General features: G+C 71.0%; 22 protein-coding genes. 5 read left to right on the top strand and 17 right to left on the bottom strand.

Going from position 1 to position 24,071, the window contains the following annotated elements; translation table 11 throughout:
• Positions 1–71: 71 nt before the first annotated feature.
• A complete protein-coding gene (locus ABT063_RS30070; RefSeq protein ID WP_351062568.1) occupies positions 72–431 on the bottom strand; it encodes a MerR family transcriptional regulator in 360 nt (119 codons plus the stop codon).
• 59 nt (positions 432–490) lie between these two features.
• Here ABT063_RS30070 and ABT063_RS30065 point away from each other — a divergent pair, with 59 nt between their 5' ends.
• The gene (locus ABT063_RS30065) at positions 491–1,660 is read left to right on the top strand and encodes an alkene reductase (protein WP_351062567.1); all 1,170 of its coding nucleotides are present in this window, start codon (positions 491–493) and stop codon (positions 1,658–1,660) included.
• Here the strand turns inward: ABT063_RS30065 and ABT063_RS30060 are convergent.
• Genes ABT063_RS30060 through ABT063_RS30050 form a run of 3 tightly spaced genes read right to left on the bottom strand, consistent with a single transcriptional unit; the run spans position 1,609 to position 4,456 of the window.
• Positions 1,609–2,787, bottom strand: coding sequence for a dipeptidase (locus tag ABT063_RS30060; protein WP_351062565.1), 1,179 nt, complete (start codon positions 2,785–2,787; stop codon positions 1,609–1,611). The genes ABT063_RS30065 and ABT063_RS30060 overlap by 52 nt on opposite strands.
• Positions 2,788–2,795: 8 nt before the next feature.
• The gene (gene purE / locus ABT063_RS30055) at positions 2,796–3,320 is read right to left on the bottom strand and encodes a 5-(carboxyamino)imidazole ribonucleotide mutase (protein ID WP_351062563.1); all 525 of its coding nucleotides are present in this window, start codon (positions 3,318–3,320) and stop codon (positions 2,796–2,798) included.
• Positions 3,317–4,456, bottom strand: coding sequence for a 5-(carboxyamino)imidazole ribonucleotide synthase (locus ABT063_RS30050; protein WP_351062561.1), 1,140 nt, complete (start codon positions 4,454–4,456; stop codon positions 3,317–3,319). The genes purE and ABT063_RS30050 overlap by 4 nt, the downstream gene beginning before the upstream one ends.
• Positions 4,457–4,653: 197 nt before the next feature.
• Here ABT063_RS30050 and ABT063_RS30045 point away from each other — a divergent pair, with 197 nt between their 5' ends.
• On the top strand, positions 4,654–5,202 hold the full coding sequence (locus tag ABT063_RS30045) for a GtrA family protein (protein WP_351062559.1): 549 nt from the start codon (positions 4,654–4,656) through the stop codon (positions 5,200–5,202).
• A gap of 29 nt (positions 5,203–5,231) precedes the next feature.
• Here the strand turns inward: ABT063_RS30045 and ABT063_RS30040 are convergent, their stop codons facing one another.
• Both ABT063_RS30040 and ABT063_RS30035 read right to left on the bottom strand, forming a co-directional pair.
• On the bottom strand, positions 5,232–6,506 hold the full coding sequence (locus ABT063_RS30040; protein ID WP_351062557.1) for a sensor histidine kinase: 1,275 nt from the start codon (positions 6,504–6,506) through the stop codon (positions 5,232–5,234).
• A gap of 122 nt (positions 6,507–6,628) precedes the next feature.
• On the bottom strand, positions 6,629–7,306 hold the full coding sequence (locus ABT063_RS30035; RefSeq protein WP_351062555.1) for a response regulator transcription factor: 678 nt from the start codon (positions 7,304–7,306) through the stop codon (positions 6,629–6,631).
• Positions 7,307–7,630: 324 nt separating this feature from the next.
• Here ABT063_RS30035 and ABT063_RS30030 point away from each other — a divergent pair, with 324 nt between their 5' ends.
• Complete coding sequence (locus tag ABT063_RS30030; protein WP_351062553.1) at positions 7,631–9,127, top strand: oligopeptide:H+ symporter; 1,497 nt, start codon at positions 7,631–7,633, stop codon at positions 9,125–9,127.
• A 230-nt stretch (positions 9,128–9,357) separates the two neighbouring features.
• Here the strand turns inward: ABT063_RS30030 and ABT063_RS30025 are convergent, their stop codons facing one another.
• From ABT063_RS30025 to ABT063_RS30000, 6 genes are all read right to left on the bottom strand, one after another.
• Positions 9,358–10,647 carry a hypothetical protein gene (locus ABT063_RS30025; RefSeq protein ID WP_351062654.1) on the bottom strand — a complete coding sequence of 430 codons (1,290 nt, stop codon included), beginning with the start codon at positions 10,645–10,647 and terminating at the stop codon, positions 9,358–9,360.
• A gap of 65 nt (positions 10,648–10,712) precedes the next feature.
• A complete protein-coding gene (locus tag ABT063_RS30020) occupies positions 10,713–11,792 on the bottom strand; it encodes a hypothetical protein (RefSeq protein WP_351062652.1) in 1,080 nt (359 codons plus the stop codon).
• A gap of 14 nt (positions 11,793–11,806) precedes the next feature.
• Entirely contained in the window at positions 11,807–12,655 is an 849-nt protein-coding gene (locus tag ABT063_RS30015) for a hypothetical protein (protein ID WP_351062650.1), read from the bottom strand.
• A 39-nt stretch (positions 12,656–12,694) separates the two neighbouring features.
• The gene (locus tag ABT063_RS30010) at positions 12,695–13,393 is read right to left on the bottom strand and encodes an LPXTG cell wall anchor domain-containing protein (RefSeq protein ID WP_351062551.1); all 699 of its coding nucleotides are present in this window, start codon (positions 13,391–13,393) and stop codon (positions 12,695–12,697) included.
• 170 nt (positions 13,394–13,563) lie between these two features.
• Positions 13,564–14,100 carry an ATP-binding protein gene (locus ABT063_RS30005; protein WP_351062550.1) on the bottom strand — a complete coding sequence of 179 codons (537 nt, stop codon included), beginning with the start codon at positions 14,098–14,100 and terminating at the stop codon, positions 13,564–13,566.
• A 253-nt stretch (positions 14,101–14,353) separates the two neighbouring features.
• Positions 14,354–14,749 (bottom strand): STAS domain-containing protein, encoded by a 396-nt coding sequence (locus ABT063_RS30000; RefSeq protein WP_095753537.1) that lies wholly within the window; start codon positions 14,747–14,749, stop codon positions 14,354–14,356.
• A gap of 253 nt (positions 14,750–15,002) precedes the next feature.
• Between ABT063_RS30000 and ABT063_RS29995 the strand changes: the two genes are divergently transcribed.
• Positions 15,003–15,962 (top strand): RNA polymerase sigma factor SigF, encoded by a 960-nt coding sequence (locus tag ABT063_RS29995; protein WP_502990913.1) that lies wholly within the window; start codon positions 15,003–15,005, stop codon positions 15,960–15,962.
• Positions 15,963–16,172: 210 nt separating this feature from the next.
• On the top strand, positions 16,173–17,786 hold the full coding sequence (locus tag ABT063_RS29990; RefSeq protein ID WP_351062546.1) for a ricin-type beta-trefoil lectin domain protein: 1,614 nt from the start codon (positions 16,173–16,175) through the stop codon (positions 17,784–17,786).
• 15 nt (positions 17,787–17,801) lie between these two features.
• Here the strand turns inward: ABT063_RS29990 and ABT063_RS29985 are convergent, their stop codons facing one another.
• From ABT063_RS29985 to hutU, 5 genes are all read right to left on the bottom strand, one after another.
• A complete protein-coding gene (locus ABT063_RS29985) occupies positions 17,802–17,960 on the bottom strand; it encodes a hypothetical protein (protein ID WP_351062544.1) in 159 nt (52 codons plus the stop codon).
• Positions 17,961–18,236: 276 nt separating this feature from the next.
• A complete protein-coding gene (gene hutI, locus ABT063_RS29975; protein WP_351062543.1) occupies positions 18,237–19,460 on the bottom strand; it encodes an imidazolonepropionase in 1,224 nt (407 codons plus the stop codon).
• A gap of 38 nt (positions 19,461–19,498) precedes the next feature.
• Positions 19,499–20,845 carry a formimidoylglutamate deiminase gene (locus ABT063_RS29970; RefSeq protein WP_351062542.1) on the bottom strand — a complete coding sequence of 449 codons (1,347 nt, stop codon included), beginning with the start codon at positions 20,843–20,845 and terminating at the stop codon, positions 19,499–19,501.
• Positions 20,842–22,044, bottom strand: a complete 1,203-nt coding sequence (locus tag ABT063_RS29965) for an allantoate amidohydrolase (RefSeq protein ID WP_351062540.1) — start codon at positions 22,042–22,044, stop codon at positions 20,842–20,844. Before ABT063_RS29965 ends, ABT063_RS29970 begins: the two co-directional genes overlap by 4 nt.
• A 287-nt stretch (positions 22,045–22,331) precedes the next feature.
• Positions 22,332–23,996, bottom strand: coding sequence for a urocanate hydratase (hutU, locus tag ABT063_RS29960; protein WP_351062539.1), 1,665 nt, complete (start codon positions 23,994–23,996; stop codon positions 22,332–22,334).
• Positions 23,997–24,071: the final 75 nt, after the last annotated feature.

Genomic DNA, 24,071 nt, shown 5'->3' with positions numbered 1-24,071 from the left:
GAAGTACGGTCACCGTCGCACGGGGCCCGGAGGGCCTGCCTGGTGGGCGGGGCGTTCGGGGGTAGGCCGGTTCAGCGACCCTGCGCCGCGTCGATCACCTCGTCGAGGGCGTCCCGGGACCGCATCAGGTCAGCGATCATCCGGTCGATACGGGCGCGTTCCTCGGTGAGGTCGGCGACGAGTTTCGGCGTGGCGACGGTGGACGGACCGCCGTCGGCGTCCCGCATGCAGGGCAGCAACTGCGCGATCTTGCTGCTGTGCAGCCCGGCGGCGAACAGCTCCTGGATCCGGATGACCCGGTCGACGGCGGCCTCCGGGTAGTCGCGGTGTCCACCGGGCGTACGGTCGGCCACCAGCAGCCCCTGCTGCTCGTAGTAACGCAGCGACCGCTCGCTCACACCGGTGCGCCGGGCCAGTTCGCCGATCCGCACGATGGCCTCCGGTTCGCGGGCTTGAATCTGACACTGATGTGAAGTTCTACCGTGCGGTCATGACGCAGACAACGAAGACGCAGGTAACAGAGACACAGACAACAGGCTTCTTCGAACCCGTCCCCCTCGGTTGCCTGGATCTCCCCAGCTGTCTGGTCATGGCCCCCCTCACCCGGAACAGGGCAGCGACCGACGGCACTCCAACGCCGCTCATGGCCACCTACTACACCCAGCGCGCCTCCGCCGGCCTGATCATCGCCGAGGCATCGACGCCGAACGCGGTCGGGCAGACGTACCCGAACATCACCGCGATCCACACCCCGGCACACGTGACCGGCTGGCGACGCGTCACCGACGCGGTGCGGTCGGCGGGCGGCCGGATGTTCCTGCAACTCCAGCACGGGGGCCGGGTGGGCCATCCCGCGACCAGCGGGCACACCCCGGTCGCGCCGTCGCCGCTACCGCTCCCGGAGACGATCTTCACGCCGGACGGTCATCAGCCGGCCGTGGTCCCGAGGCAGATGACCCTCGACGACATCCGCTCCACGGTCGCCGACTTCGCGACCGCCGCCCGGAACGCCCTGGACGCCGGCTTCGAGGGAGTGGAGGTGCACTCCGCGAACGGTCATCTCCTTCACCAGTTCCTGGCCCGCAACACCAACCGCCGCACGGACGCCTACGGCGGCTCGGTGGCCGGGCGGATCCGGTTCGTGGTGGAGGTGGTGCGGGCGGTCGCCGAGGCGATCGGGCCCGACCGCGTGGGGGTGCGCATCTCCCCCGCGAACACGGTCAACGGCATCCAGATCGAGGAGGGCGACACCGACGCCGTCCACCTCGCGCTGATCGCGGCGCTCGGGGATCTGGGGCTCGCCTATCTGCACATCGTGCACGCCGACCCGGACGCGCCCCTGTTCCGGCGGATCCGCGCTCAGTGGCCGGGCACGCTCATCGCCAACCCGGTGCTGCCCGACGAACTGTCGGTGGCCACGGTCGGCCACGCGTCCGGTCGTCTGCTGGCCGCGGGCGCCGACCTGATCGCGCTGGGCCGCCCGTTCCTCGCCAACCCCGACCTGATGGAGCGCCTGCGTCTCGGCGCGCCGCTCAACCAGGTGCGGGACCGGTACATGATGTACACGGGCGGGGCCGTCGGCTACACCGACTACCCCGCCCTGGGTGATCAGCCGTCCAGTGACTCGATCGTCGCGTTGGACGGCCCCCGCGTCGTCTGAAGGTCGCGGGCCACGTCCTCCGCCGCACCCAGGACCCGTACCGCGTTCTGCCAGGTCAGCTTGGCCAGGTCGGGCTTGGACCAGCCTCGGTCCAGGAGTTCCGCGATCAGGTTCGGGTAGCCGGAGACGTCGCCCAGGCCGTCCGGGGTGAAGGCCGTGCCGTCGTAGTCGCCGCCGATGCCGAGGTGGTCGATGCCGGCCACCTCGCGCATGTGGCCCAGGTGGTCGGCCACCGTCGAGACCGTCGCGACCGGGCGCGGGTGCCGCTCCTCGAAGGCGCGGTGCACCTTCATCGCCTCGGGGGTCGTGGCGAGGTGGTGGAAGCCGTGCGCGCGCATGTTCTCGTCGGCCGCCGCCGTCCAGTCGACCGCCGCCTGGAGCACGAACTTCGGGACGAACGTGACCATCGCGACGCCGCCGTTCGCGGGGAGGCGTTCCAGGACGTCGTCCGGGATGTTGCGCGGGTGGTCGCAGACGACCCGCGAGGAGGAGTGGGAGAAGATCACCGGGGCGCTCGTCGCGTCCAGCGCGTCCCGCATCGTCGTCGCCGCCACGTGCGAGAGGTCGACCAGCATGCCCTCCCGGTTCATCTCCCGCACGACCTCACGGCCGAAGGCCGACAGGCCGCCGACGCCCGGCTTGTCGGTCGCGGAGTCCGCCCAGGCCACGTTGTCGTTGTGGGTGAGGGTCATGTAGCGGACGCCGAGGGCGTACAACGCCCGTAGTGTGGCGAGGGAGTCGGCGATGGAGTGGCCGCCCTCCGCGCCCATCAACGAGGCGATACGGCCCTCCGCGCGCGCCGCCTCCATGTCGGCCGCCGTCAGCGCGGGGCGCAGGTCCTTCGGGTGGCGTGCCAGCAACTGCCGTACACAGTCGATCTGTTCCAGCGTGGCCGGCACCGCGTCCGGCAGATCCGCCCGCACGTACACCGACCAGTACTGCGCGCCGACGCCGCCCGCGCGCAACCTCCCCAGGTCGGTGTGCAGATGGGCGCTCTGGTCGGTGGCGAGGTCGCGGGCGTCGAGGTCGTAGCGGACCTGTTCGCGCAGCGCCCAGGGCAGGTCGTTGTGGCCGTCGACGATCGGGAACTCGGCGAGGAGTTCCCGGGCTGCCTCCACAGAGGTCATGGCAGCCGTCACTTCCCGAAGCCGAAGCCGTTGCCCGACCCCTCGACCTTGGCGCGCAGGCGCTTGCCCTTCTCGGTGGCCTGGTCGTTCAGCTCTTGCTGGAACTCCCGCATCCGGGCGAGGAGTTCGTCGTCGCCCGCCGCCAGGATCCGGGCCGCGAGCAGGCCCGCGTTGCGCGCGCCGGCGACGGAGACGGTGGCGACCGGGACACCGGCCGGCATCTGCACGATGGACAGGAGCGAGTCCATGCCGTCGAGGTGCTTCAGGGGCACGGGCACGCCGATCACCGGCAGCGGGGTCACGGACGCGAGCATGCCGGGCAGGTGGGCAGCGCCGCCCGCACCCGCGATGATCACCTTCAGGCCGCGCTCGTCGGCCTGCTCGCCGTACGTGATCATCTCGCGCGGCATGCGGTGCGCGGAGACGACGTCGACCTCGTAGTCGATCTCGAACTCGTCGAGGGCCTTGGCGGCGGCCTCCATGACGGGCCAGTCGGAGTCCGACCCCATGACGATGCCAACAACGGGGCTCATTCGGTGATCGTGCCTCTCAGGTAGCCGGCAGCGTGACGGGCGCGCTCCAGCACGTCGTCCAGGTCGTCGCCGTAGGTGTTGACGTGGCCCACCTTGCGGCCGGGCTTCACGTCCTTGCCGTACATGTGGATCTTCAGCTGAGGGTCGCGGGCCATGCAGTGCAGGTACGCGGAGTACATGTCCGGGAAGTCGCCGCCGAGGACGTTGACCATGACCGTCCACCGCTCACGCGGGCGCGGGTCGCCGAGGGGCAGGTCGAGCACGGCCCGGACGTGGTTGGCGAACTGGGACGTGATCGCGCCGTCCTGGGTCCAGTGGCCGGAGTTGTGCGGGCGCATGGCGAGCTCGTTGACGAGGATGCGGCCGTCGCGGGTCTGGAACAGCTCCACGGCGAGGTGGCCGACGACGCCCAGCTCCTTGGCGATGGTCAGAGCCATCTGCTCGGCCCTGAGCGCCAGGTCCTGGTCGAGGTCGGGGGCGGGCGCTATGACCGTGTCGCAGACGCCGCCCACCTGCTGAGACTCGACGACGGGGTAGGCGACGGCCTGGCCGTGCGGGGAGCGTACGACGTTGGCGGCCAGCTCCCGGACGAAGTCGACCTTCTCCTCGGCGAGCACGGACACGCCGGCGCGGAAGGGGTCCTCGGCCTCCGCCACGTTGTCGACGACCCACACGCCCTTGCCGTCGTAGCCGCCGCGGACGGTCTTCAGAACGACGGGGAAGCCGTCGCCCTCGGCCGCGAACGCGGCGACGTCGGCCGGGTCGCTCACGATGCGGTGCCGCGGGCACGGCACCCCGATCGCGTCGAGCTTCGCGCGCATCACGCCCTTGTCCTGGGCGTGCACGAGCGCGTCCGGGCCGGGGCGGACGGGTATGCCCTCCGCCTCCAGCGCCCGAAGGTGCTCGGTGGGTACATGTTCGTGATCGAAGGTGATCACGTCGCAGCCCCTCGCGAACTCGCGCAGCGTGCCGAGGTCGCGATAGTCGCCTATGACGACATCGCTCACCACCTGCGCCGCGGAATCCTGAGGGGTGTCACTGAGGAGCTTGAACCTGATGCCGAGCGGGATGCCCGCCTCGTGTGTCATACGAGCGAGCTGCCCCCCGCCGACCATGCCGACTACCGGGAACGTCACGCCCCTAGGGTATCGGCCGCGCCACAGTGGCCGATTTCCCGTGCCGCGGACCCGCCTTTCCGGACATCGGGGGCCGTCTTTCCGGACGTCCGGGCCCGTGTTCGCGGACCTGCGAGCCCGTCCACAGGCGATCACGGAAGGGGGGTGGTTAGCATGGCTGGGTTGACGAAACCGACCGGACGGGGGCCTGGACAGGCATGGAACATGGTTCCAAAGGGCTCCGTACGGTGCCCAAAGCACCCCGCACCGCGGCGCGGGAGCGGCTCGACCGGCTGACGCGCGAGGCCGCCAAGTTCGGTGCGGTGGGCGGAGCGGGCGTCCTGGTCAACCTCCTCGTGTTCAACCTGGTACGGCATGTGACCGACCTCCAGGTGGTGCGGGCGAGTGTCATAGCCACGATCGTCGCGATCGTCTTCAACTACCTCGGCTTCCGCTACTTCACCTACCGGGACCGCGACAAGAGCGGCCGCACCAAGGAACTCACTCTGTTCCTGCTGTTCAGCGCGGTCGGCCTGGTGATCGAGAACGGCGTGCTCTACACGGCGACGTACGGCTTCGGCTGGGACAGCTCGCTGCAGAGCAACATCTTCAAGTTCGTCGGCATCGGCGTCGCGACGCTGTTCCGCTTCTGGTCGTACCGCACGTGGGTGTTCCGCGCGCTGCCGGCCAAGGAGGCGGTGGCGAGCGCGGAGTCGATCCTGGAGGCGCAGGCGAAGAAGCCGCGCCCCAAGCAGCGCGTGCCGTAGCGGGCGGTCGGCGATCGGTCGGCGATCGGTCAGCGGACCGTCGGCTCCGAGCTCTCCGCCGACGACGTCCTCACCGGCGTGCGCGACAGGAACAGTCCGAACACCGGCGGCTGGGCCTGGAGCATCTCCAGGCGTCCCCCGTCGGCCTCCGCGAGGTCACGGGCCACCGCCAGGCCGATGCCCGTGGAGTTGCGGCCGCTGATCGCGCGCTCGAAGATCCGTGCCCCGAGGTCGGCGGGAACGCCGGGCCCCTCGTCCGTGATCTCGATGACGGCCTGGTTGCCGGTGACGCGGGTGCGCAGCGCGACCGTGCCGCCGCCGTGCATGAGGGAGTTCTCGATCAGCGCGGCCAGCACCTGCGCGACCGCCCCCGGCGTGCCGACCGCCTCCAGGTGCCGTTTGCCGGAGCTCACGATGGCCCGGCCCACGTTGCGGTAGGCGGGGCGCCACTCGGCGAGCTGCTGCTGGATGACCTCGTCGAGGTCGAAGGTGACGGCGGAGCCGGTGCGAGGGTCGCGGGAGTTCGTCAGCAGCCGCTCGACCACGTCCGTCAGGCGCTCCACCTGGGTCAGCGCGATGGTGGCCTCCTCCTTCACCGTGTCCGGGTCATCGGTGAGGGTGATCTCCTCCAGCCGCATGGACAGGGCGGTGAGGGGCGTACGCAGCTGGTGGGAGGCGTCGGCGGCGAGCCGGCGTTCCGCGGTGAGCATGCGGGCGATGCGCTCGGCGGAGGAGTCCAGGACGTCGGCGACCCGGTCCAGCTCGGGGACGCCGTAGCGCTTGTGCCGGGGGCGCGGGTCGCCCGAGCCGAGGCGCTCGGCGGTCTCCGCGAGGTCGGTGAGCGGGGAGGCGAGCCGGTTGGCCTGGCGGATCGCCAGCAGCACCGCGGCGATCACCGCGAGCAGCGCCACCAGCCCGATGATCAGCAGCGTACGGCCGACCTCGCGGGTCACCGAGGAGCGCGGCTCCTCGATGACGACCGTCTCGCCCTGCTCACCCTTGGCCTCGCCGCGAATGACGTCACCGCTGGGTCGGGAGCCGACCTCGATGGGCGGCTCCCCCGGAATCCGGATCACGGCGAACCGCTCGCTCGTGACCTGGTCCTGGAGAACCTCGGCGTCGACGGTCCCCGCACCGAGAAGCCGGCTGTCCACGATGCTGGCCAGCCGCGCGGCCTCCAGGTCCACGCGTTCCTGGGCGCTGTTGCTGATGGTGCGGGTCTCGACGATGACGAGGGAGACACCGAAGACAGCGATGACCACGAGCACGACAGCGAGGGTGGACTGGATGAGACGGCGACGCACGGGGGCCCTCCGGGCAGTGGCTTTACAACGACCAGTGTGGACGACGCCTCAAGGGGCGCGGGGAACTGCGCGACCAGCCACACACGGCCCGCACCCGCGAACCCACCCAAGCCAGGACGGCGCTAGCTCTTCTCGAAGCGGAACCCCACCCCACGCACAGTGGCGATGTACCGAGGATTAGCCGCGTCGTCCCCCAGCTTCTTCCGCAGCCAGGAGATATGCATGTCCAGCGTCTTGGTCGACGACCACCACGTCGTGTCCCAGACCTCCCGCATCAGCTGGTCACGCGTGACCACCCGCCCGGCATCCCGCACAAGAACCCGCAGCAGATCGAATTCCTTGGCGGTGAGCTGAAGCTCCTCGTCACCCATCCACGCCCGATGCGACTCGACGTCGATGCGCACGCCGTGCGTCGCGGGCGGCTGCGCCGGCTCCGCGGCGCCGCGCCGCAGCAGGGCCCGGACGCGGGCGAGCAGCTCGGCGAGCCGGAAGGGCTTGGTGACGTAGTCGTCGGCGCCCGCGTCCAGGCCGACGACGGTGTCCACCTCGTCGGCGCGCGCGGTCAGGATGAGGATCGGGATGGTGTGGCCTTCGGCGCGCAGCCGACGGGCCACCTCCAGGCCGTCCATGCCGGGCAGACCCAGGTCGAGCACGACCAGGTCGATGCCGCCCTGGATTCCGGCGTCGAGTGCGGTGGGTCCGTCCTCACGCACCTCGACCTCGTACCCTTCCCGGCGCAGGGCGCGGGCCAGCGGCTCCGAGATGGACGCATCGTCCTCGGCGAGCAGTACACGGGTCATGAGGTGATGGTAGTCCGCCTATGACAAGAGCTGGAGTGTGATCCGGAAGCGTGATTCTTACCTTTGGACATGCCGGACCGAGCGGACTCTCTTACTCGGGTATGAGCCTATGACTGTGGGGTGGGAATCCAGGAGGAGCCTTTGAAAGTAGGCGCACAGTTCCTTCACTTCCTGTGATTCCCGTCTCAAGCGCTTTCATTTCCGACATTACTTTGCCGTATGGTGAAAGAACGCCTGTAGCACCACAGGGACCTTTGGTGGCGATTCGCCACTGGAGGTCTCTTTTGTGTGCGGGCTGCCCCCACCGACCAGCAAGGATCGACCATGGCGTCCAGCCTGACGAAGGGCTCGGTCACCCCGGACACCCCCGGCTCCGAGACCGCCTTCTTCGGCCACCCCCGCGGACTGGCCACTCTCTTCATGACCGAGATGTGGGAGCGATTCTCCTACTACGGCATGAGGGCTCTTCTCCCGCTGTACCTGGTGGCTCCGGGCGGCCTGCACCTGAACGCGGGCACGGCGACCGCGATCTACTCGGTGTACGTGTCGCTGGTGTACCTGCTCGCCATGCCGGGCGGCTGGTTCGGCGACCGGGTCTGGGGGCCGCGCAAGACCGTCGCCGTGGCCGGTGCGGTGATCATGCTCGGCCATCTCACGCTGGCCCTGCCGTCCTCCGGCACCTTCTACGCCGGCCTCGGTCTGGTCGCGATCGGCTCGGGTCTGCTGAAGGCCAACATCTCCACGATGGTCGGCCACCTCTACTCCGGCCCGGACGACCCGCGTCGTGACGGTGGCTTCACCGTCTTCTACATGGGCATCAACCTCGGTGCCTTCGCGGCGCCGCTGGTCATCGGCACCGTCGGGGAGAACGTCGACTGGCACCTGGGCTTCGCCCTCGCCGCGCTCGGCATGGCGCTGGGCCTCACCCAGTTCCTGATCGGCAGCCGGCACCTGAACGCCCGCTCCAGCGTCGTACCGAAGCCGCTGTCCGCCGCCGAGAAGGCCTCGACGCTGCGCATGGCCGCGATCTGGGCCGGCATCGCCGTCGTCGCCTACGCGATCGTCGGCTTCTCCGGCCACTACACGCTGAACTGGATCCTGGTCCCGCTGACCCTGCTCGGCCTGATCATCCCGCTGATGGTGCTGGTGCGGATCAAGCGCGACAAGGAGCTGGACCGCGCCGAACAGTCGAAGATGTCCGCGTACATCTGGTTCTTCGTCGCCGCGGCCGTGTTCTGGATGATCTACGACCAGGGCGGCTCGACCTTGTCGATCTTCGCCGAGTCCTCCGCCGAGAACAGCGTCCTCGGCTGGAAGTTCCCGGTCTCCTGGTACCAGTCGGTCAACCCGGTGCTGATCATGGCGCTGGCCCCGGTCTTCGCCTGGTTCTGGCTCGCGCTGAACCGGCGCGGCAAGGAGCCGAGCACGATCGTGAAGTTCGCCTCGGGCCTGGTGCTGGTCGGCGCGTCCTTCTTCCTCTTCCTGGCCCCGCTGTCGATCGCCGAGGGCGGTCACAAGGCGGCCGCGCTGTGGCTGGTGGCGATCTACTTCGTCCAGACCGTCGGTGAGCTGCTGCTCTCCCCGGTCGGCCTGTCGGTCACCACCAAGATGGCGCCCGCGAAGTACGCCTCGCAGATGATGGGCGTCTGGTTCCTCGCCGTCACCGCCGGCGACGCCACGACCGGCCTGCTCTCCATCGCCGGCGTCGACCTGAACAAGACGGGCATCGTGGCCCTGGAGGCCACGCTCGCCGTGATCGCCGGTGTCGCGGTGTGGAAGTACCGCAACAAGGTCAAGGAGCTCATGGGCAGCGTCCGCTAGCACCTGCCGACCGGGCCGGGCCGACGGGGGCCGCTGCAAATCCGCGTGGGTTGCAGCGGCCTCCGTGTCTTTCGGGGCGGCTCGCCGGTGCGCCGTGGGACGGGCTCGCGTCCGCGGGTGCGGCTTGTCCGCGACTGGTCGCGCGCAGGTCGAAGCCGGGGGCCGGCCTGCTCGCCGCCCGCTCGCGCGACGGAGCCGCAAACCGATACAGCCCCACGCCCCCGGGTGGGCTAGCGCATCCTCCGTCCCGGCATGAACGCGAACACCGCCCCGCCCAGCAGGACCGCCGTCCCGGCCACCAGGCCCAGGGCCTTCAGAGTGCCGTCGTCCTCGGCGCCGGTCGCTGCCAGGCCGCCGGACGTCGATGAGCCTCCCGATCCGCCCGATGTGCCCGACCCGGCGGAACCGCCGGACGCGCCGCTCGCCTGTTCCGCGGTGTCCAGGGTGAGGGACGCCTCCGACTTGGTCGGGGTGCAGGTCGTGGTCGTGCCGAGGGCCTCGACCGTCAGGACACCCGGCGACAGCGTCGACCTGCCGCTCGCGCCCGGCTTGTACGTACCCGTCAGGTCCGGGATCTCGATCGGGTCCCCGGACTTGATGGCCTCGTCGTTCACCGGGCCCTCCACACGCACCGTGCCCTTGTCGGCGCCGCCCAGGACCACCTCCATCGACGGCTTCACCGAGCCCTTGGGAATGTCGGCCGGGCTGTCCATCACCGACGCCCCGAACCGCACCGTGAGATCGAAACTCCCGCCGTTCTTCTTGGCGTTGATCTGCACCGGCGAGGTCGCGTTCTTGTCCCCGATGGGCGTCTTGCAGGCGTACGGCACCTGGACCTCCTTGCCGGTGAAGTCCGTCTGCCCACCCCCGCCTCCGGTACCGCCCGTGTCCGAGCCCCCGCTCCCCCCGCTCCCCCCGCTCTCACTCGCCGACGCGCTCGGCGTGCCAGGCGTGCCCGTCGGGTCGGGGGACTCGCTCGGCGAGGACGTGGACGTGGGTGTGGATGTGGACGTCCCGTCCCCCGCCGTCACGTCGATGGTCGCCGCCGTCTGCACGGCCCCTGTAGGCGCGCACTTCGTGTCCGTCGACATGACGTTGATGTCGTACGCGTCCGGCGTCAGCGTCACCTGCCCGGGCGCCGTCAGCTTCAGCTTGCCCTTCATGTCGGACAGCACCATGGCGCCGCCCTTGGGGATCGCGGGGTTCTCCCGCGGCCCCTGCATCGCGACGGCGGCGGTCTGCGCTCCGGCCGCCTTCAACGTGCCGGACGGCTGGACCGAGTTCGCCGGCAGGTCGATCAGGTCGGGGTTCTTCGAGGCGGCCTGGAGGAACTTCCACACCACCTCCACCTCCTCGCCCACCTTCGCGGTGGCCGGCGCGGTGATCTCCACCTTGGTCGTGCCGTCGACGGGTCCGAGACCGGACGCCGGGGGCGGGACGCACCGGGTGGCGTACGACACCTCGGCGGCCTGGGCGGGCCCCGCGGCCACAGTGAGCAGGACACCCGCCCCGCCGAGCATCAGGGCGACGCCCGCCGCGCCCGTTCTTCTCCCTGTGCCGACCGGTATGACTCTCCTTGGCTTGCTCACGTGGAACCCTTCCTGGTGGGAGTCGTAGGACTCGTCGGGCTGTCGTCGTGCGGCGCGGAGAGTCGACCGGCCGTGCCCGGATCGGCGTCCGGGGTGAACCACGGCAGGGTCGAGGCAGAGGGGGCCTCCGGCTCAGCGGCCACGCCGGGCGTCTTCAACCCCGGCAGACGCAGGGCGAGTTCGGGCAGCCGCAGCCCGCGATGCCGGATCCCGCCGGCGCGCCGCGGCCGTACCCGGTCCACCACCGCCATGCCTGCGCGGAACACCGCGGCCGGGACGACCAGGCAGACCAGGATCCAGAACAGGGTCACGCCCCAGGGCCGCCCCACGCCCCAGGGCTGCTCGGCGAGGACCTTCCCGCCGTACTTCAGTGAGACGGTGTAGTCGCCGTGCGCTCCGGCCGCCAACTCGACCGGCAGTTCGATCTGGGCCTTGCGGCCCGGCTGGATCGTGCCGCGCCACTGCTGCTCCTGCCACTCCGGCGCGAACACGCCGTGGGAGGTGCCGACCTGGAACACCGGGTTCTTGACGGCGGAGCTGCCGACGTTGCCGACGGTGAAGACGAGGGTGCGCGCGGGCGGTGCCCCGAACCAGGTCAGCAGCCCGCTCGAGCCGTCGAGCCGGGTGTCGGTGAGCACCGACAGACGCCCGCCGGCCGGCTCCGCGGGCAGCGGTTCGACCGCGTGCCCGGCGACCTGGAAGATCGCGTCGGCCTCGGCCTTCGCCCCGGTCACCGTCGCCACGTGCACCACGCACGGACACGGCACCGGCGGCTCGGCGACCGGCAGCTTCCGGCTGAAACGGCCCTCGGCGTCGGTGGTGACGGCCCGGCCGTCCGCGTTGGCACAGGAGTTGGTGCCGCCGACCACGCCCCGCGACGGCACGGACTGCCCGCAGATCAGGATCATCAGCAGCGCCCGCGCCCGCCAGCCGTCGCCGGTGACGGTGATGGAACCGCCGGTCCCGGCCTGCGACTTGGACAGCTTCACACTCGGCCCGTCCGCCGCCACGGCAGTGCCGCCCAGGGGCAGCAGGAGCAGCGCGAGCACCATCGCCAGCGTCGCCGGAATCCGCATCCGCACCTTGCCGCTCACGTCGTCGCTCCCGTCAGCTCGTCTTCCACACGCGGGGATTCGGGCGCGGCGCCGTCGTCCCTACGGCGCCTCCGTCGTCGTACGGCGATGAAGGAACCGCCCGCCGCCACCGCACCTCCGGCCCCCGCCACCGCGCCCCAGGGCGCGAACCGCACGGAGGTCTCCGCCGTGTCGCCGGCCCCGTCCGCCGCCGTCACCGTCAGCCGCACGTCGACCGCGTCCAGGGCGGGCCGGTCGGGCCACGGTTCGGTGAGGTGGACGCGGCGGCCCGGGGGCAGTTCGAGGGGGAGGGTGCGCGGGGCGCGGTCGAGGACCGGGCCGAGCAGGCCGTCCGCGCGCACCGCGAGCCGCGGTACGAGGGCCGTCGTACCGCGGTTGACCAGGTCGTACGCGATGTGGTCGCCGCGGACGGCGACGTGCTCCACGGTCAGCGCGGACAGTTCGGGGACGGTGACGCGGAGTCGGAGGCCGACGCGCTGGACGCCGCCGTTCGGGCCGCGCGCGACGATCTCGGCGCTGCGGTCACCGGCCGGGACGGTCACCGTGAAGGGGACGTCGGCGCGGGTGCGGGCGGGGACCCGTACCGTGCGGTCCGTGAAGACGATCGGGGCGCCGGTGCCCCGCAGCCGTACGGTGATCGGCCCGGCGTTCCGGTTCGTCACGGATACCGCGTCCTGAAGCACGCTCCCCGGGGCGCCCTCGGCGTAGAAGGACGGCCGGCCGCCGCCGGAGGGCGAGGCGGACCACCCGTCGGCGGCGACCGCCGTCGTGGCGGAACCCAGCAGGACCAGCAAGATCAGCGGGCCCAACAGCGACGGACACAGGACACGGGCGGCGGACGACATCGGCGGCATCGGCGGCTCCAGAGGTCGTACTAGAACGGTTCAGCGGCGCACCCGCGCCGCCGCCTGATTCCTCCGCGTCAGCCACAGCGCCCCCGCCGCACCCGCGAGCAGCACCGTTCCGCCGAGTGTGCCGAGGGCGATCGCGGAGTCCTCGGGGCCGGTCTGCGGGAGTTCGGCGCCGGAGTCGCTGCCCGATTCGGAGCCGCTCTGGGGCGCCCCGCCGCCGCCCGCCGCCGTCACGTCGAGGGTCAGCGAGGGCCCCGGGTCGTTCGTCGGCGTGCACGTGGTCGTCGTACCGAGTGCCTTGATGGTGAGCACGCCCGCCGTGAAGGTGACCTCGCCGGTCTTCTTCGGGGTGTACGTCCCGGTCAAGTCGCTGATCTTGATGGGAGTGTCGGCGGGAATCGCCTCCTGGTTGGCCGGGCCGGTCACCGTCATGGTGCCGCTGTCGGCGCCGCCCAGCTTGATGGTGGCGCTCGGGTTCATCGAGCCCTTGCCGAGTTCGACCGGGCTGGAGGAGACCCCTTTCTGCCACGACATGGTGACCTTGTAGCCGCCGCCGCTCTTGACGGCCTTGATGTCGATGGGCGAGACGGCGCTCTTGTCGCCGATCGGGGTCTTGCACTGGTAGTTGACGTCGACGACCTCGGCGTGGGCTGCGGGGGCGGCCATCAGCACCGCCGAGCCGGCCAGGGCCGCGGCGGAGGCGAGCACGGCGGTTCGTTTCGGGTACGACACGGCACGGTCCCCTCATTCCTGACTTCCTGACGGCACATCAGATCGGCCGTCAAGGTACGCCCGGGGCCTTGTGGAGGGAAGACAAAGTGCGCGCCGGATGTGTGGCGATCCGGCGCGCACTCGGTGATGTGAGGAGAAAAACGCGAACCGCGGGTAACCCTAGGTCGGCGTTACGCCGGAGCCCCCAGCTCGGCCCAGACCGTCTTGCCGGCGACCCCCGGGGTGCGTACGACACCCCAGTCCAGGCAGAGCCGCTGCACGATGAACATGCCGTGGCCGCCGGGGCGGCCGGCGCGGTGCGGGGTGCGGGGGGCCGGCTGGCCCGTGCCCTTGTCGGAGACCTCGACGCGGATCACCTTGTTGTCGCAGGCGATCCACAGCTCGTCCGGCCCTTCGGCGTGCAGACAGGCGTTGGTGACCAGCTCGGAGACGACGAGCAGCACGTCCTCGGCGGCGGCCCGCTGGTCGGCGGTGGCGGCGGGCAGCCAGCCCCACGCGTACAGCGCCTGGCGGGCGAAGTCGCGGGCGAGCGGGACGACCCCGCTCTCGCCGTCGAAGCTCAACCTGCGGACCTGACGTCCCCCCGACGACACGGCCACGTCCTCCACGGACGCCCCGATCGCGGGCACGCCCCCCTCGGACGCCCCGGAAGCGCCGCTGGGCTCCGGGCCGCGGTCGCCCGGCGGGTAAGGCCGGGTGGTGCTCATCAGCGCTTCACCTCACCGATTCACCGGTTCACGATTCAAAAAGTCACGACAAATTCACTACACGGTCAGTACGGCAGTCGGCTCGACAGGCGCTGCGACCGGTCGGTCACGACAGCCAGTACGGGTGTCTCCTGCCCGACCGGACCGGCAGAACACCCCTGTATTCGGCACGAAGGCCGTGACGCCCGGAAAGCGCCGGTCACAGGGGGAGGAGCGGGGAACGGCCGGCACGGCCGCGGCCGGATCCACCGGCTCAGCCGGCTTCGTCAACGCCGCCCGGTTCGCCGGCGAGGGCCGCTGCCACGGTCTCGTGAACGGTGAAGACCGCGTCCGCCCCGGTGATCTCGAAGACGCGCGCGACCACGGGCTGCATCCCCGCCAGGTGCACCCCGCCTCCGGCGGCCTCGGCCTTCAGTCGCGCACCCAGCAGCACATTCAGGCCGGTGGAATCACAGAACTCCAGGCGCGAGCAGTCGACCACCAGTCGACTGAATCCTTTGGCGAGGCATTCCTCGAGTGGCTCACGCAACAAATCGGCCGTGTGGTGATCCAACTCACCCGCCGGGGTCACGACGGCACTGGAGCCCTCTTCGCGAACCTCAACCAGAAGCCGGCCCGACTGTGCGCTGCCGACCGTCCCGCGGTCCATGCCGTCTCTCTCTCCCGACGTCGTGACTGCTGACTGACGCCCTCGAACACTACGCCTTCCCCACGCGCTCCGACACCCGAACAATCGCACGCAAACGGACATTTGCGAACAAAATGCACTTGCGGCGGGCTCGGGAAAGCGGGTAGGGCTAGTAGGACACGTAACCCGACACGGCCGGCTTTGGAGGCGCCGCACACCGCAGTGCTACGGAACTGGCTTCGGCAGCCATATGCCGAGAACGATGGAGGACATCATGTCACCCCGGCTCGACGCATCGCGTACCCACGAGGCGACGTCGACATCCCACCCGGAACATCTGGATCCCATCGAGCGCACCGACGTACGCGACGACATTCTCGTCGACGTCGAACAGGACGCGACGCACGTCACAGTCGAACAGGACGACGTACTCGCCGGGCTTCCGGAGATCCCCCCGTACGACGAGGTGGGACCGGTGGACGCACGGGCCCTGTCCAAAACCCTCTTCGAGCGCCTGGAGTCGCTGGAGGAAGGCACCCACGAGTACTCGTACGTCCGCAACACGCTCGTCGAACTCAACCTCGCCCTGGTCAAATTCGCCGCCTCCCGCTTCCGCTCCCGCAGCGAGCCGATGGAGGACATCATCCAGGTCGGCACGATCGGCCTGATCAAGGCGATCGACCGCTTCGAACTCAGCCGAGGTGTGGAGTTCCCCACCTTCGCGATGCCAACCATCGTCGGAGAGATCAAGCGCTTCTTCCGCGACACGTCCTGGTCGGTGCGCGTACCGCGCCGGCTGCAGGAGCTCCGGCTCGACCTGGCCAAGGCCGGTGACGAACTGGCCCAGCAGCTGGACCGGGCGCCCACGGTGACCGAGCTCGCCGAGCGCCTGGGCCTGTCCAACGACGAGGTCGTCGAGGGCATGGCCGCGTCGAACGCGTACACCGCCTCCTCGCTGGACGCCCAGCCGGAGGAGGACGACACCGAGGGCGCCCTCGCGGACCGCATCGGCTACGAGGACCACGGGCTCGAAGGCATCGAGTACGTCGAGTCGTTGAAGCCGCTGATCGCCGAACTCCCGTCCCGGGACCGGAAGATCCTCTCCCTGCGCTTCGTCGCCAACATGACCCAGTCCGAGATCGGCGACGAACTCGGCATCTCGCAGATGCACGTGTCGCGGCTGCTGTCGCGGACGCTGGTGCGGCTGCGGAAGGGGTTGACTGTCGAGGAGTGACGGCGGGTGCCGCCGACGAGCTGCCCGCCGACGCCGACGAGGGCGACTGAGCGACCCGGCCCGGAGTGGGCCGGGTCGCTGTGCGGTGTCCGGAAGCCGATAGTTACCCCGGGGAACCTCTTTCCTGGCGAGACCCTGTCCACCACTATGGGCACACCCGTCACAGACTGACCGGTCCGTCAGGGGCGGGTTCGCGAGGAGGGCGGGTGGATGGCTCGGGCCGACGGTACCGACGACGAGGTCGGAGGCGGGGGCGGGAGCGGTAAGGGAAGCGGCAGGGGCGCCGCCTACGCGGGTGCGTCCGACGCCCGCCTCACCGAGCTGCTGCGCGCCGACCCGGCCACGGCCTACCTCGCCCTCCAGGAACTCCGCGCCCGGCACCGCCCGTCGGTCCTCGCCTACGCCCGCCTGTGCGCGACGAGCGAGTCCGCGGCACGGCAGCTGGCCGCGCAGGCCTTCACACTCGCGGCCCGCGAGACGGCCCGCGGCATCGACCCCGGCGTCCCGTGGCGGCACCGGCTCCTGCTGCTGACCGGGCGGGTGTCCGCGTCCTGGGCCACCGACGAACGGTCGGCCGGACTGGACGCGGGCCTGCTCCTCGCACTGACCACGGCACTGACCACGGCGACCTCTGAGGGCCTGGTCCCGCCCCTGCTCGGACCGTTCCAGTCGTTGCCGTCCCGCGCCCAGGGGCTCGTCTGGTACGGCGTGGTGGAGCGGGAATCCGCGGACAGAACGGCCGGTTTCCTCGGCCTCACACGCGAGGACGTGGTGTACGGCACCCAGCAGGCCCTCCAGGCCATGGCACAGGCCTGCCTGCGGTCCCGCCTCGCCGCCTCAGACGATCCGCGCTGCGGGGACTTCCGCCGCCTGATCGAGGAGTCGGTACGGCCGGACAGTCCCCGGGACAGCCCGGACCTGCACGCCCACATGGCGCACTGCGCGCACTGCACGACCGCGTACGAGGAGCTGTCCGCCCTGCGGGACAGCCCGCGCACCGCGCTGGCGGAGGGGCTGCTGCCGTGGGCGGGGACGGCGTACGGGCGCCGTGAGGCGAGCAAGGAGGATGCGGCCAAGGGCGTCAAGGTCCTGGCGCTGGCCGGGACTTGGCCGCCGTCCCGCCGTCTCGTGCTGGCCTCGGCGGCTCTGGGGGTGGCGCTGGCGCCGTTGCTGGTGTTCCTGCTGACGCAGGGGGGTGAACCGGCGCGGGAGTCGGCGGGGGCCTCGGTGAGCACTCCGGCGACCCGGCCGCCGGTTACGCCGCCGACGCCGACGCTCTCGACCACGCCGTCCCCGTCCGCCACGTCTGAATCCCCCTCCCCGACGAGGAGTTCGCCCCCGCCGAAGAGCCCCAGCCCATCGAGGACGGCGCCGTCCTCCAAGCCGCCCACCTCCCCCGCCCCACCCCCGCCGAAGCCACCGGGCGAGACGTACGCCCAGGTCGTGAACACCGCCTCGGGCCTGTGCCTGGACATCCGCGACGGCGACATGGAGCTGGGCACGGACGTCATCACCGCCCCCTGTGGCTCCTCCCCCACCCAGCGGTGGCGGGTGGACTCCGATCGCGGCGTACTCCAGTCGTACGCCGACTCCGACTTCTGCCTGGACAGCCGGGGCTCGGTGGACAAGGGCGTCGGCATCTGGGAGTGCGATTCGATCGACGGCCGCAACGGCCAGAACCTGCGGTTCGCGGTGGACACGGTCGGCGTACTCCGCCCGGCCATCGCCCCGGACCACGCGGTGGCGCCGGGCGGGGACGGCTCGGTGGCCCTGGTCAGAGAGGTGGGGCGGGCGGATCAGCGGTGGCGGGCGGGGGCCGACTAGCGGACGGCAGCGGCTTCAGGAACGGTCGTCGGCGAACAGGTCCTCGGCGTTGGTCACGTGCACCGCCCGCTGCGCCCGGAGCTCGAACTGGTTCAGGTCCGTGCAGGCACGGACCCGCTCGCGTACCGAGTCCGGGATCTGGATGCCGCGCCACTCGAGAATGTTCAGTGTCATCTCGCGTCGGCGAGGTCGTCCAACATGCATGGCGGCTCGGGAGCGCGTCATCCCCGTCGACCAGGATGACTTCGCCGGTGGCGAAGCCGCGATGATGTACCGCGGCGGCCCGGTCCCGAGACTGGACACCGGACTCCGGGATGCGCGGCGTCGCCGTCACTGCCGTCGGAGAAGCTGGACTTCTGCCAATGCCCGCGTCCCCCACCACCCTCCACCTCCGCGAAAGCGAAACCCCCAACACCGAACTCACCACCATCACCGCCCCGTTGGCTCACCTCATACGCGGCGTGAAGTCAGGTCTGTTCCACGCCGCCACACCCCGGTAACCAGCGGCACCCCCGGCCGGTAGGCCAGATGCACATGGCTCGGGGCGTCCAGGAGGATCAGGTCGGCGTACGCCCCCGGCGTGAGACGGCCGACGTCCTCCCGTCGCAGGGCCCTCGCTCCGCCCGCCGTGGCCGACCAGACCGCCTCGTCCGGCGTCATCCCCATGTCCCGTACCGCGAGCGCGATGCAGAACGGGACGGACGAGGTGAAGGACGAGCCCGGGTTGCAATCCGTGGAGAGGGCGACCGTGACGCCCGCGTCGAGGAGGCGCCGCGCGTTCGGCCACTCGGCGCGGGTGGAGAACTCGGCGCCGGGGAGGAGGGTCGCGACCGTACGGCTGTTCGCCAGCGCGTCGACGTCCGCGTCCGTCAGGTGCGTGCAGTGGTCGGCGCTGGCGGCATCAAGCTCGACCGCGAGCTGCACGCCGGGGCCGTACGACAGCTGGTTGGCGTGGATGCGCGGGTGCAGCCCCTTCGCCTTGCCCGCCGTGAGGATCGCGCGGGCCTGGTCGCCGTCGAAGGCGCCCTTCTCGCAGAAGACGTCGATCCAACGGGCGTACGGGGCGCAGGCGTCGAGCATCTCGCCGGTGACGAGGGCGACGTAGGCGGCGGGGTCGTCGGCGTAGTCGGGGGAGACGATATGGGCGCCGAGGTAGGTGACCTCGTCGGTGTGGGCGGCGGCGATGCGCAGGGCGCGGGACTCGTCGGCGACGGTCAGGCCGTAGCCGGACTTCGTTTCGAAGGTGGTCGTGCCCTGGCGGAGGGCCTCGGCGAGGTAGTGGGTGAGGTTGGCCTCCAGTTCGGCGTCTGTGGCCGCCCGGGTCGCCGCCACCGTCGTACGGATGCCGCCCGCGCTGTAGGGCCGGCCGGACATGCGGGCGTTGAACTCCTGCGTCCGGTCGCCTGCGAAGACCAGGTGGGAGTGGGAGTCGACGAAGCCGGGGAGGACCGCCCGGCCGCCGGCGTCGACCCGATTGTCAGTGGCGGGTGCTTTGCTTGATTCACCGGTCCACGCGATGCGGTCGCCGTCGATGACGACGGCCGCGTCCTGGACCAGACCGAGGGGGGAGCCTCCCCCACTCTCGAATTTGCTCGAGCGGGGGGACCCCCATCCGAGGGAGGGGTCGTTGGTGACCAGCGTGGCGATGTTGGTGATGACGGTGCTGCTGCTCATCGTGTCCTCGTGGGGGCGGCGGGGTTCGGCGGTCGTCGTCAGGCGCGCAGGGCTTCCACGGCTCGGGCGAGGGCCTGCGGCACATCGGGGACGAGCGCGTGTGCCCCGTCTCGTACGACGTGCCGCCCACCCACGATCGTGTGCCGTACGTCCGCTGCTGTCGCGGCGAATACGGCCGTCTCGGCACCGAGCCTGGGCAGCGGCCCCGCTGTTCTGACCGAGTCGAGGGCGATCGTCGTGAGGTCGGCGAGCGCTCCGGTCTCGATGGTGCCCGCGTCGTCCCAGCCGAGGGCCGCGTGTCCGTCGGCGGAAGCGGCCCGCAGCAGGGCGGCGGCGGTCCAGTGGCCGCGGGTCCGGGTGCGCAGGCGCTCGTTGAGCTCCATCGCGCGTGCCTCTTCGAGCAGGTCTATGACGGCGTGGCTGTCGGAGCCGAGGGAGAGCGGGGAGCCTGCCTGCTGAAGGGCGGCCGCGGGCCCGATGCCGTCGGCGAGGTCGCGCTCGGTGGTGGGACACATGCAGGTGCCGGTCCCACTGCGGCCGATGAGCGCGATGTCCTCGTCCGTGAGGTGCGTGTTGTGGACGCCGGTGGTGCGTGACCCGAGGACGCCGTGCTCGGCCAGCAGCCGCGTGGGCGTGCACCCGTGGGCCTCCCGGCAGGCGTCGTTCTCGGCGGTCTGCTCCGACAGGTGCACATGGAGCGGGGCCCGCCGCTCCTCGGCCCACCGCGCCACGGTCGCCAACTGCTCGGCGGGCACGGCCCGTACGGAGTGGACGGCCGCCCCGATCCGCGCGTGATCCCGTTCCTTGAGAACTGAACAGCGTTCCGCCCAGGCGTCCGCGCTTCCGTCGGAGAAGCGGAGCTGGTGGGTGGTGGGCGGCTGCCCGAAGCCGGAGGAGAGGTAGGCGGTGTCGAGGAGGGTGATGCGGATACCGGCTTCGGCGGCGGCGTCGATGAGCGCCTCGCCCATCGCGTTGGGGTCGGCGTAAGGGGTGCCGCCGGGGGCGTGGTGGACGTAGTGGAATTCGCCCACGGCGGTGATGCCGGCCAGCGCCATCTCGGCGTACACCGCGCGGGCGAGTGCGTGGTAGGTCTCCGGGGTCAGCCGGTCCGCCGTGGCGTACATGACCTCGCGCCAGGTCCAGAAGGTTCCGGAGCCGACCTGGACGGTGCCGCGCAGGGCGCGGTGGAAGGCGTGGGAGTGGGCGTTCGCCAGGCCGGGGATGGTCAGCCCGCGGAGGATCTCGGCGCCGGGGGGAGGGGTGGGCACGTCCGTCCGGACGGCTGCGATGCGGCCATCCTGCGTGTCCACGGCCACTCCCGGCTCGACGTGGGTGTCGAGCCAGGCGTGCTCCAGCCAGTACGTCGGTGTGTGGGGATGGGTCACCTGCAGGCCAGCCCTTCCAGTACGTCGGCGAGTGCGAGTACCCCGGCCACGCAGTCGTCCTCGGCCGCGTACTCGGCCGGGGAGTGCGAGACGCCCGTGGGGTTGCGCACGAACAGCATGGCGGTCGGGATGCTCCCGGAGAGGATCCCGGCGTCGTGTCCGGCACCGGTGCCGAGGACGGGGACCTTCAGGTCGGTCTCCTTGCCCAGGATGCGGGCGAGTTCGTCACGCAGGGCGTGGTCGAACTCGACGACGGGCGTGAAGGACTCGCGGACGACGTCGAGGTCCACGCCGTGCACGGCGGCGTACTCACGGGCGGCCTGCTCGATCCCCCCGACCACCAGGTCGAGGCTCTTCTGGTCGGGGGCACGGGAGTCGAGCCAGCCGCGGACCAGGGAGGGGATGGCGTTGACGCCGTTGGGCTCGACAGTGATCTTGCCGAAGGTGGCGACGGCACCGGCGAGTTCGGCCTCGCGGCGGGCGGCGAGCACGGTCTCGGCGTACGACAGCATCGGGTCCCGCCGGTCGACCAGCCGCGTGGTCCCCGCGTGATTGGCCTCGCCCCGGAAGTCGAACCGCCACCGCCCGTGCGGCCAGATGGCGCTGGCGATGCCGACGCGATCACCGCTGAGGTCGAGCGCCCGCCCCTGCTCGACGTGCAGCTCGACGAAGGCGCCGATACGGGCGAGCCGCTCCGGGTCCGGCCCGATGGCGTCCGGGTCGTATCCGGCGGCCTCCATGGCCTGCGGCAGCGTGATCCCGTCACCGTCGGTCAGCTTGTGCGCCTGCTCGACGGTGAGCTGCCCGGAGGTGAGCCGCGACCCGACGCAGGCGAGCCCGAACCGGGCTCCCTCTTCGTCGCCGAAGTTGACGAGGGCGAGGGGCTTAGTGAACGTGGCTCGGCGAGCGCGGAGTTCATCGAGCGCGGCAAAGGAGGACACGACCCCGAGGGGCCCGTCGAAGGCCCCGCCATCGGGCACGGAGTCGAGATGCGACCCGGTGACGACGGCGTCCCCGGCGGCGGGATCCCCGAGCCAGGCCCACTGGTTCCCGTTCCGGTCGAGCTCGTACGTCAGGCCGCGCGCCTCGGCCTGCGCCTTGAACCAGGCCCGGCACTCGGCGTCGGCACCGGTCCAGGCGAAGCGGCGGTAGCCGCCGGAGTCGGGGTGCCGGCCGATGGGGTGCAGCTCGCGCCACATCTGGTGAAAGGAGGCGCCGGCCACGCCAGGCTGCGACGAGCCATCCGACAAAGGCTGCGCCCCACCAGCCGCCCCAGGCCGCGACCCACCAGCCGCCCCAGGCCGCGACCCACCAGCCGCCTCTGGCAGCGCCGCGTCGCCCCGCACAGGCTGTGTCCCGTCACCCCGCACAGGCTGTGGGCAGTCGTTCCGCATGGCGGAACGGGTGGGCACAGCCGAACCCGCACCCGGCGACGAGACTTCAGCCCTCACCGAGGAGTTGCCGTCACGCCCACCCTCACGCTGGATCACGCGTCGTCACCCTCGCGCATAGGAACCCGCACACCCCGCTCACCGGCGACCGACTCCGCGATGTCGTACCCCGCGTCCACATGCCGGATGACACCCATCCCGGGGTCATTCGTCAGCACCCGCCGGATCTTCTCGCCGCCCAGCCTCGTCCCGTCGGCCACCGTCACCTGACCCGCGTGGATCGACCGCCCCATGCCGACACCGCCCCCGTGGTGCAGGGACACCCACGACGCACCCGAAGCCACATTCACCATGGCATTCAGCAGCGGCCAGTCGGCGATCGCGTCCGACCCGTCGAGCATCGCCTCGGTCTCGCGGTAGGGAGAAGCCACCGACCCGCAGTCGAGGTGGTCGCGCCCGATCGCCAGCGGAGCCGCCAACTCCCCGCTCGCCACCATGTCGTTGAACCGCTCACCGGCCTTGTCGCGCTCGCCGTAGCCGAGCCAGCAGATCCGCGCGGGCAGGCCCTGGAAGTGGACCCGCTCCCCGGCCATCTTGATCCAGCGGGCCAGGGACTCGTTCTCCGGGAACAGCTCCAGGATCGCCTTGTCGGTCTTGGCGATGTCCGACGCCTCGCCCGACAGCGCCGCCCACCGGAAGGGGCCCTTGCCCTCGCAGAACAGCGGCCGGATGTACGCGGGCACGAAGCCCGGGAAGGCGAACGCCCGCTCGTACCCGGCGAGCCGGGCCTCGCCCCGGATCGAGTTGCCGTAGTCGAAGACCTCCGCGCCGGCTTCCATGAAGCCGACCATCGCCTCGACGTGCCGGGCCATGGACTCGCGCGCACGGGTGGTGAAGCCCGCCGGGTCCTTGGCCGCGTAGGACGCCATGTCGTCGAAGCCGACTCCCAGCGGCAGGTACGCCAGCGGATCGTGCGCCGAGGTCTGGTCGGTGACGATGTCGATGGGGGCGCCCATGGCCAGCAGCTGCGGGACGAGCTCGGCGGCGTTGCCGAGGACGCCGATGGAGAGTGCCTTGCGCTGATCCCGCGCCTCCACCGCCAGTTGGAGGGCGTGGTCGAGCGAGTCGGCCTTCACGTCCAGGTAGCGGTGCTCGATGCGCCGATCGATCGCCCGCGGGTCGCAGTCGACACAGATCACGACACCGTCGTTCATGGTCACGGCGAGGGGCTGGGCACCGCCCATGCCGCCGAGGCCGGCGGTCAGGGTGATCGTCCCGGCCAGCGTGCCGCCGAACTTCTTCGCGGCGACGGCGGCGAAGGTCTCGTAGGTGCCCTGGAGGATGCCCTGGGTGCCGATGTAGATCCAGGAGCCGGCGGTCATCTGCCCGTACATGGTCAGCCCCAGCTGTTCCAGCCGGCGGAACTCCTCCCAGTTGGCCCAGTCGCCGACGAGGTTGGAGTTGGCGATGAGCACGCGCGGCGCCCACTCGTGGGTCTGCATGACGCCGACGGGGCGGCCGGACTGGACGAGCATGGTCTCGTCCCGCTTCAACGTCCTGAGCGTGCGCACCATCGCGTCGAAGGAGCGCCAGTCGCGGGCGGCCTTGCCCGTCCCGCCGTAGACGACGAGCTTGTCCGGGTGTTCGGCGACCTCCGGGTCGAGGTTGTTCTGCAGCATCCGCAGGGCGGCTTCCTGCTGCCATCCCAGGGCGCTCAGTTCCGTGCCGCGCGGCGCTCGTACGGGGCGGGGTCCTGACACGGTCTGCCTCCTATGCGGATTGCTCCCAGTGGACTGTTACTGCCGATATTCACATCCTGACGTCCTGAATAGAAC

This window comes from Streptomyces sp. NPDC002838 (assembly GCF_040295365.1).
In the GTDB taxonomy this organism is placed as follows: Bacteria; Actinomycetota; Actinomycetes; order Streptomycetales; family Streptomycetaceae; genus Streptomyces.
Note: the sequence above shows the minus strand (reverse complement) of the source record. Positions and strands in the feature narration are given on the sequence as shown.

Excerpts from the sequence above, each read along its gene's own strand:
- ABT063_RS30065 (WP_351062567.1), top strand. The coding sequence starts at position 491 with ATGACGCAGACAACGAAGACGCAGGTAACAGAGACACAGACAACAGGC.
- ABT063_RS30060 (WP_351062565.1), bottom strand. The coding sequence starts at position 2,787 with ATGACCTCTGTGGAGGCAGCCCGGGAACTCCTCGCCGAGTTCCCGATC.
- purE (WP_351062563.1), bottom strand. The coding sequence starts at position 3,320 with ATGAGCCCCGTTGTTGGCATCGTCATGGGGTCGGACTCCGACTGGCCC.
- ABT063_RS30045 (WP_351062559.1), top strand. The coding sequence starts at position 4,654 with ATGGAACATGGTTCCAAAGGGCTCCGTACGGTGCCCAAAGCACCCCGC.
- ABT063_RS30035 (WP_351062555.1), bottom strand. The coding sequence starts at position 7,306 with ATGACCCGTGTACTGCTCGCCGAGGACGATGCGTCCATCTCGGAGCCG.
- ABT063_RS30030 (WP_351062553.1), top strand. The coding sequence starts at position 7,631 with ATGGCGTCCAGCCTGACGAAGGGCTCGGTCACCCCGGACACCCCCGGC.
- ABT063_RS30025 (WP_351062654.1), bottom strand. The coding sequence starts at position 10,647 with ATGCTCGGCGGGGCGGGTGTCCTGCTCACTGTGGCCGCGGGGCCCGCC.
- ABT063_RS30020 (WP_351062652.1), bottom strand. The coding sequence starts at position 11,792 with ATGCGGATTCCGGCGACGCTGGCGATGGTGCTCGCGCTGCTCCTGCTG.
- ABT063_RS30015 (WP_351062650.1), bottom strand. The coding sequence starts at position 12,655 with ATGTCGTCCGCCGCCCGTGTCCTGTGTCCGTCGCTGTTGGGCCCGCTG.
- ABT063_RS30005 (WP_351062550.1), bottom strand. The coding sequence starts at position 14,100 with ATGAGCACCACCCGGCCTTACCCGCCGGGCGACCGCGGCCCGGAGCCC.
- ABT063_RS30000 (WP_095753537.1), bottom strand. The coding sequence starts at position 14,749 with ATGGACCGCGGGACGGTCGGCAGCGCACAGTCGGGCCGGCTTCTGGTT.
- ABT063_RS29995 (WP_502990913.1), top strand. The coding sequence starts at position 15,003 with ATGTCACCCCGGCTCGACGCATCGCGTACCCACGAGGCGACGTCGACA.
- ABT063_RS29990 (WP_351062546.1), top strand. The coding sequence starts at position 16,173 with ATGGCTCGGGCCGACGGTACCGACGACGAGGTCGGAGGCGGGGGCGGG.
- ABT063_RS29985 (WP_351062544.1), bottom strand. The coding sequence starts at position 17,960 with ATGACACTGAACATTCTCGAGTGGCGCGGCATCCAGATCCCGGACTCG.
- hutI (WP_351062543.1), bottom strand. The coding sequence starts at position 19,460 with ATGAGCAGCAGCACCGTCATCACCAACATCGCCACGCTGGTCACCAAC.
- ABT063_RS29965 (WP_351062540.1), bottom strand. The coding sequence starts at position 22,044 with ATGTGGCGCGAGCTGCACCCCATCGGCCGGCACCCCGACTCCGGCGGC.